Genomic DNA, 8619 nt, shown 5'->3' on the forward strand with positions numbered 1-8619 from the left:
ATCACTCCGACTCGCCGTCCAGGGCCAGGCGGATCAGGCTGTCCGCGTCCAACTCGTCGATGGCCTCGGCCTCTTCGCCCTGGTCGCCGATCAGCGCGGCGTCCCGGACGTCGGCGAGCCGCATGAGCGCCTCCATCAGCCCGGCATCGCGGAACCTGGACAGCGGGACGGTCGCGAGGGCCTCCCGCAGCTTCTCCTCGGCCGCGTCCGCCTCGCCGTGCTCGGCGAGCTCCGGCAGCAGCTTCTCCAGCAGGAGCCCGGCCAGTTCCGTGGGGTTGGGGTAGTCGAACACCAGGGTGGCCGGCAGCCGCAGTCCGCTCGCGGTGCCCAGGCGGTTGCGCAGTTCGACCGCGGTGAGCGAGTCGAAGCCCAGGTCGGTGAAGGCCCGGGTGGACTCGACCGCCTCGACGGAGGCGTGCCCCAGCACGGCGCCCACGTGGGCCCGGACCAGGTCGACGAGCAGCCGCAGCCGCTCCGGCTCCGACACCCCGGCCAGCTGCTTGCGCAGCGAGTCCGCACCGACGGCGCCCGAGGCGGCGTGGCGCCGGCCCGTCCCGCCGCCGACCAGGGCCCGCCACAGCGGCGGGACGTCGGCGGCGCGGCCGGCCTGGGCCCGGAGCCCGGCCAGGTCCAGCTTGGCCGGGACCAGCACCGCCTCGTCCCTGGCGAGCGCCAGGTCCAGCAGCGCCAGGCCCTCGTCCGCGCTGAGCGCGGCGACGCCGCCGCGGTTGATCCGGGCGCGCTCGGAGTCGCTGAGCCGCCCGGTCAGTGCGCTGGCCTCGGCCCACATGCCCCAGGCGAGCGAGGTGGCGGGCAGTCCGGCCGCCCGGCGGTCGGCCGCCAGCGCGTCCAGGAACGCGTTGGCCGCCACGTAGTTGCCCTGACCGGGGCTGGCGAAGGTCGCCGCGGCCGAGGAGAACAGGGCGAAGTGCTCCAGGTCCAGCCCCAGGGTGAGTTCGTGCAGGTTCCAGGCACCGTCGGCCTTGGGCCGCATCACGGCGGCCACCCGCTCGGGGGTCAGCGACGCGATGGTCGCGTCGTCCAGGACACCGGCGGTGTGGACCACGGTCGTCAGCGGAGCCCCGGCGGGGACTCCGGCCAGGACGGCGGCCAGGGCGTCGCGATCCGCCGCGTCGCAGGCGAGCACGTCCACCGACGCGCCCGACCGCGCCAGCTCCGCGGCGAGCGCGGCCGCACCCGGCGCGGCCGGGCCGGAACGGCCGGTCAGCACCAGCCCGTCGGCCCGCCCGGTGGTCACCAGATGCCTGGCCACCAGGCCGCCGAGCGTGCCCGTGCCACCCGTGACCAGCGCCGACCTGCCGCGCTCGCGGGGTTCGGCCGGGCCGGCGGTGACGGTGAGGACGAGCTTGCCGGTGTGGCGCGCCTGCTGCATGAAGCGGAACGCCTCACGCGCCCGCCGCACGTCCCAGGCCCGGACCGGCAGCTTCGTCAGCGTGCCGGCGGCCATCAGGTCGACGATCCGGCCGAGCATCGCGCCCATCCGCTCGGGCCCGGCCTCGCCCAGGTCGAAGGGCCGGTAGAAGACCCCCGGGTACTGGACGGCCAGGGCCTCCGCGTCCCGGAGGTCGGTGCGGCCCATCTCGACGAAGGCCCCACCGTGCGGCAGCAGCCGCAGCGAGGCGTCCGTCAGCTCGCCCGCCAGGGAGTTCACCACGATGTCCACACCCGCGCCGCCGGTGGCGGCGAGGAACTCCGCCTCGAACCCGGCGTCGCGGGACGAGGAGATGTGCGCTTCGTCCAGGCCCATCGCGGCCAGCACCGGCCACTTCGCCGGACTCGCGGTCGCGAACACCTCCAGGCCCAGGTGCCGGGCGAGCTGCACCGCCGCCATGCCGACGCCACCGGTACCCGCGTGCACGAGCACCCGCTGGCCGGCCTCGGCCTCGGCCAGTTCGACCAGGGCGTACCAGGCCGTCATGAACGCGCTCGGGACGGAGGCCGCCTCGGCGAAGGTCCAGCCCTCCGGGATCCGCACCAGCTGCCGGGCGTCCGTGACCGCCACCGGCCCGAACGCGCCCTCGGCGACACCCATCACCCGGTCGCCCACGGCCAGTCCGGAGACTCCGGAGGCGACTTCGAGCACCGTTCCGGCGAGCTCACTGCCCATCACACCGCCGCCCGGGTACATCCCCAGGCCGATCAGCACGTCCCGGAAGTTCAGCCCGGCGACGCGGACCGCCACCCGAACCTGCCCGGGCTCCAGCGCGTCGCCCGTCTGCGGCGCCGCCGCGAGCACGAGGCCCTCCAGCGAGCCGCCGGCATCGGGCTCCAGCCGCCACGGGCCCTCGGGCACCGCCAGCTCGCCCGCCGGGCGCGCCAGGCGCCGTGCGTGGGCCAGGGTGCCGCGAACGGCGAGTTCCGGCTCGCCGGTGGCGAGTGCCGTCGGGAGGAGGGCGATCTGCTCGGCGCCCGCGCCGGTCGGCAGGTCGACCAGGACGAGCCGGCCGGGGTTCTCCGACTGCGCCGAGCGCAGCAGGCCCCAGACGGCGGCGGCGGGCAGATCGGCGATCCGCTCACCGGCCGCGGCAGCGACGGCCCCTCGGGTGACGACCACCAGCCGGGCCTCGGCCAGACGCTCCTCGGCCAGCCAGGCCTGGGCCAGGCCGAGCACCTCACCGGTCGCCCGGCGGGCGGCCTCGGCCGCGTTGTCGCCCTCCGCCTGGTCACCGGCGCAGGCCAGCACCAGGGCGGCCTCGACCTCCCCCGCCTCGGTGGCGGCGGCCAGACCGGCCAGGTCCGTGAACGAGCGGACCGGAACGCCGAAGGCCTCCAGCGCCTCGGCCAGGCCGAAGCGGTCGGCGCCGATCAACGCCCACGCCCCGGCCGGAGCCTCGGCAGCGCTCACCGCGGTCCACTCGACGGTGAACAGGGCATCCGCCACCCCGGCATCGTTCGACCGGAATTGCTCGGCCGACACCGGACGAGTGATCAGCGACTCGACGGAGACCACCGGAGCACCCGTGGCATCCGCCGCCGACAGCACCAGACTGCCCTGCGCATCACGGCGCAGCCGGGCCCGCAACACGGACGCACCCGCCGCGTGCAGCTCGACACCCGTCCACGCGAACGGCAACCGCACCTGGCCCTCGTCCTCGGCCCCGGCGACCAGGGCGCTGGCGTGCAGCACGCCGTCCAGCAGCGCCGGGTGCAGGCCGAACGCGCCCGCATCGGCGGCCACGCCCTCGGGCAGTGCCACCTCCGCGAAGAGGTCCTCGCCCCGGCGCCACACCGCGCGCAGCCCCCGGAACGCCGGGCCGTAGCCGTAGGACGCCCCGGCGCCGGCCTCGTAGATGCCGGTCACGTCGACCGCCGTGGACCCGCGCGGAGGCCAGACCGCGAAGTCCTCCTCCGCGACCGGCGCCTCCCCGACGGGAGCGACAACGCCACCGGCGTGCTGCGTCCACTCCTCCTGCCCGTCGGGGCGGGAGAACACCTCGACCGTCCGACGGCCGTCCGCATCGGCGGCGGCCACCACGACCTGGACCTGCACACCGGAGCCGTCGGCAGGCAGCACCAGCGGCGCCTGGAGCGTCAGCTCCTCCAGCAGGCCGCAGCCCACCTGGTCACCGGCCCGGACCACCATCTCGACGAAGCCGGTCCCCGGCAGGAGCACCGCCCCACCGATCGCGTGATCGGCCAGCCACGGGTGCGTCCGCACGGACAGCCGCCCGGTGCAGACCAGGCCCGCACCGCCGGCCAGCTCGACCGCCGCACCCAGCAGCGGGTGACCGACCGCACCCAGACCCAGCGACACCGCGTCCCCGCCCAGGGCCGGTCCGGCCGCGCGCGGCCAGTACCGCTCGTGCTGGAAGGCGTACGTCGGCAGCTTGACGAGGTCGGCGGAGGGCAGAACCGTCGTCCAGTCGACCGCCACGCCGTTGACATGAGCCTCGGCGAGTGAGGCCAGCAGGCGCTGGGCGCCGCCGTCGTCGCGGCGCAGCGTGCCGCAGACGGCCGCCGGCAGCGCGGCGGAGTCCAGCGCGACCTCTTCGAGCGTGTCGTTCATCGCGCCCAGCAGCACCGGGTGCGGAGTCACCTCGACGAAAACCTGGTGCCCCTGACCGGCGAGCGTGCGCACCGCGCGGTCGAAGTGCACCGTGGCGCGCAGGCTGCCGTACCAGTAGGCGGGGTCCAGCTCCTCACCGGTGAGCGTCTCCCCGGTCATCGCGGACACCATCGGGATCCGGCCCCGGCGCGGCGCGACACCGGCCAGGACCTCGGTGATCTCCGCTTCGAGACGGTCCACCTGCGCCGAGTGCGAGGCGTAGTCCACCGCGACCATCCGGGCGCGCACGCCCTCGGCCTCGAACTCCGCCTTCAACTCCTCCAGGGCCTCGGGCTCACCCGAAACCACCACCGCCGACGGGCCGTTGACCGCCGCCAGCGACAGCCGCTCACCGAACCGGGCGATCCGCTCCTCGACCACGGCCGCCGACCGGCTCACCGACAACATGCCGCCCAGGCCCGCCAGCACCTTCAACGACCGCGAACGCAGCGCCACCACCCGGGCGCCGTCCTCCAGCGACAGCATCCCGGCCACCGTCGCCGCCGCGATCTCACCCTGCGAATGCCCCACCACCGCAGCAGGCGCGACACCGGCCGCCTCCCAGACCGCCGCCAGCGACACCATCACCGCCCACAACGCCGGCTGGACGACATCCGCCGCCTCCAGTGCGGGGGCACCCTCGGCACCCGCCAGGACGTCGCTCAGCGACCACTCGACGTACGGCGCCAGCGCCGCCGCGCACTCCGCGAGGCGCGCCGCGAACACCGGGCTGCACGCCGCCAGTTCACGCCCCATGCCGACCCACTGCGACCCCTGACCGGCGAACGCGAACACCACCCGCGCACCCGGCCGCGCCACACCCGACACCACCGCACCCGACGGCACACCGGCCGCGAAGTTCTGCAGGCCGGACAGCAGTTCGCCGCCATCGGCGCCGACCACCACCGCCCGGTGCTCGAACACCGACCGCGTCGTCGCCAGCGACCACGCCACCTCCGCCGGCTCCACCGACGGCCGCGCCACGGCCCAGTCGTACAGCCGGCCCGCCTGAGCGGTGAGGCCCTCGGCCGAGCGGCCCGACACCAGCCAGGCGCCCACCGCACCGGGCTCGACCACCTTGTTCGGGACGTCGCCCCGGCCGTCGTTCCCGGCGTCGTTCCCGGCATCGGCCGGCTCGGCGACCGCCGGGGCCTCCTCCAGGATGACGTGCGCGTTGGTGCCGCTCAGACCGAACGAGGACACCCCCGCTCGCCGCACCCGGCCGTTGCTCGGCCAGGGCGCCGCCTCCGTCAGCAGCTCCACCTCACCGGCGGACCAGTCCACGTGCGGCGACGGCTCGTCCGCGTGCAGCGTCCTCGGCAGCTCCTGGTGCTGCAACGCCAGCACCATCTTGATCACACCCGCCACACCGGCGGCCGCCTGGGTGTGCCCGATGTTGGACTTCACCGACCCCAGCCACAGCGGCTTCTGGGCACCACGATCCTGACCGTAGGTCGCCAGCAGCGCCTGCGCCTCGATCGGGTCACCCAGCCTGGTACCCGTCCCGTGCGCCTCGACGGCGTCCACATCGGCGGCCGTGAGGCCGGCGTTCGCCAGCGCCGCGCGGATCACCCGCTGCTGGGACGGACCGTTCGGCGCCGTCAGACCGTTGGACGCACCGTCCTGGTTCACCGCCGAGCCGCGCACCACGGCGAGCACCTGGTGCCCGTTGCGCCGCGCGTCGGACAGGCGCTCCACCACCAGGACGCCCGCGCCCTCGGCGAAGCCCATGCCGTCCGCGTCGGCCGAGAAGGCCTTGCAGCGGCCGTCCGCCGCCAGTCCGCTCTGCTCGCTGAAGCCGACGAAGCCCTCCGGGGACACCAGGATGGTGACACCGCCGGCCAGCGCCATCGAGCACTCGCCGGAGCGCAGCGCCTGGGCGGCCATGTGCATCGCCACCAGGGACGACGAGCAGGCCGTGTCGATCGTCACCGCCGGGCCTTCCAGCCCGAGCGCGTAGGAGACCCGGCCGGACAGCACGCTCGTGGCGTTGCCGGTGATCAGGTGGGCCATGCCCTCGATGTCCGCGCCGTAGCCGTAGCCGGAGGTGTAGCCGCCGACGAAGACGCCGGTCGCGCTGCCGCGCAGCGACTCCGGGTCGATGCCGACCCGCTCCACCGCCTCCCAGGACAGCTCCAGCAGCAGCCGCTGCTGCGGGTCCATCGCCAGCGCCTCGCGGGGGCTGATGCCGAAGAAGCCGGCGTCGAACCCGCTCATGTCCTGGACGAACCCGCCGGACCTGACGTACGAGGACTCGCCGAGCGCCTCCAGGTCCCAGCCGCGGTCGTCCGGGAAGCCGGATATCCCGTCCCCGCCGGAGGCCAGCAGCGCCCACAGCCCGTCGGGGTCGACCACGCCGCCGGGGTAGCGGCAGGCCATCCCGACGATCGCGATCGGCTCGTCGGCCGCGATCGTGGCCGGCACGGCCGCCGGCGTCCCGGCGCCGTCCGGCACCGCCCCCAGCAGTTCCGCCTCCAGGTAGTCGGCCAGCGCGGCCGCGGTCGGGTAGTCGAACAGCAGGGTCGCGGGCAGCCGCAGCTCCGTGGCCGAACTGAGGTCGTTGCGCAGCTCGACCGCGGTCAGCGAGTCGAAGCCGAGTTCGCTGAAGGCGCGGTTGGTCTCGACCGCCTCGGGCGAGGCGTAGCCGAGCACGTGGGCGGCCTTGGCCTGGACGAGTTCGGTCAGCACCCGGCGCTGCTCGGCCCGGCTCATCCCGGCCAGTCGGCGGACCAGGTCCTGCTCGACCGGCGCGGCCGGGACCTCGGCCAGCAGGGCGGCCAGCCGGTGGATCTCCGGCAGGTCACGCATCAGGGGGACGGTCAGCAGGCTCGCCGCCTGCTGCGGCTGCGCGAGGATGACGGACCAGTCAATGTTGGTGACGGTCAGCACGGTGTCGCGGCAGTCCAGTGCCTCGCCCAGGGCCCGGACCGCGAGGTCCGGGTCCATCACGCCCTCCCACTGGTTGCGGGCCAGCCGCTGCCGGGCCGCCTCGGAGCCCTGCGCCACGCCGGCCGCCCACGGGCCCCAGGCCACGGCGAGCGCGGCCAGGCCGCGGCTGCGCCGGTTCTCGGCCACGGCGTCCAGGTAGGCGTTCGCCGCACCGTAGTTGGCCTGGCCCGGGCCGCCCGTGGTGGCCACCACGGAGGAGAACAGCACGAAGGCGTCCAGGTCGAGGTCGGCCGTCAGCTCGTCCAGGTAGGCCGCACCGGCGGCCTTGGCCGCGAGCACGGACTCCAGGCGCGCCGCCGAGAGGCCGTCGATCACGCCGTCGTCCAGCACCGCCGCGGTGTGCACCACGGTGCCCAGCGCGGGTCCGGTCGTGGCGATCCGGTCGAGCAGGCCGGCCAGCTCGGCCCGGTCGGCCGCGTCGCAGGCCAGCACGTCCACCCGGGCGCCCCGGGCGGCCAGTTCGGCCGCGAGCGCGGCGACACCGGCGGCGCCGGCGCCGGACCGGCTGGTCAGCACCAGGCGCTCCACACCGCGTCCGACCAGCCAGCGGGCCACGTGCCCGCCGAGCGCACCGGTACCGCCGGTGATCAGCGCGGTGCCGTGGGTCGGCCCCCACGTCCCGGCCGCCGCCGGCTGGGGGGCGTGGGTGAGCCTGCGGCCCACGATCCCGGCCGGGCGGAGCGCGGCCTGGTTCTCGTCGCAGCCGGCGAGTACGGCCACCAGCTGCGAGCCGGTCCGCTCGTCCAGGACGGGTGGGAGGTCGATCAACCCGCCCCAGCGGTCCGGGTATTCGAGTCCGACGACCCGGCCGAAGCCCCAGACCTGGGACTGCAGCGGGCTGGTCAGCACCTCGTTCGGGGCGGTGGCCACGGCGCCCCGGGTGAGGACCCAGAGCGGCGCGACGACCTCGACGTCGCCCAGCGCCTGCACCAGGCCCAGCGTGGCGGCCAGGCCCACGGTCACCACCGGGTGGTCCGGCAGACGGGTCTCGTCGGTCGCGAGCAGCGACAGCACGCCGGACACCTCTCCGGTGCCCCGCAGCTCCTCGCCGAGCAGGGCGGCGAGAGCCGCCCGGTCGACCGTCCCGGCCGGGACCTCGACGAAGACGAGCTCGGCGCCGCGGGAGGACAGCGCGGCCACGCAGCCCTGGGCCACATCGCCGTCGGTCTCCCCGGCGGGGAGCACCACCAGCCACCGGCCGGACAGCCGGGCGAGGCCGCCGGGGACGGTCGCCGGGGACCAGGTCACCCGGTAGCGCCAGGCCTCCGTGACCGAGCGGTCCCGCTCGCGGCGGCGCCAGGTCGCCAGCGCGGGCAGCACCTCGATGAGCTGCTGGTCCTCGATGGCCAGCGCCTCGGTGAGGTGGGCCAGGTCGCCGCCTTCGACGGCGGCCCAGAACTGCGCCTCCGCGGCCGTGCTCGCACCGTCGCCACCGACGGGGGACGCCGTCGCAGCGGCCTGGAGCCAGTAGTGCTGGTGCTGGAAGGCGTAGGTCGGCAGCTCCACCGTCTCGGCGGCGGGCAGCACAGTCTTCCAGTCCACCGACAGGCCGCCGACGTAGGCCTGGGCGAGTGAGGTGAGGAGGCGGGTGGCGCCCGCGTTGT

Annotated in this window: 1 pseudogene; it reads right to left on the bottom strand. The window is 75.5% G+C overall.

Features of this window, described 5'->3' with window-relative positions:
* Position 1: 1 nt before the first annotated feature.
* Positions 2-8410 (bottom strand): annotated as a pseudogene (locus ACZ34W_RS33445) (SDR family NAD(P)-dependent oxidoreductase); the annotation flags it as partial.
* Between the last annotated feature and the right edge of the window lie 209 nt (positions 8411-8619).

The organism is Kitasatospora sp. NPDC022856, from assembly GCF_055561235.1.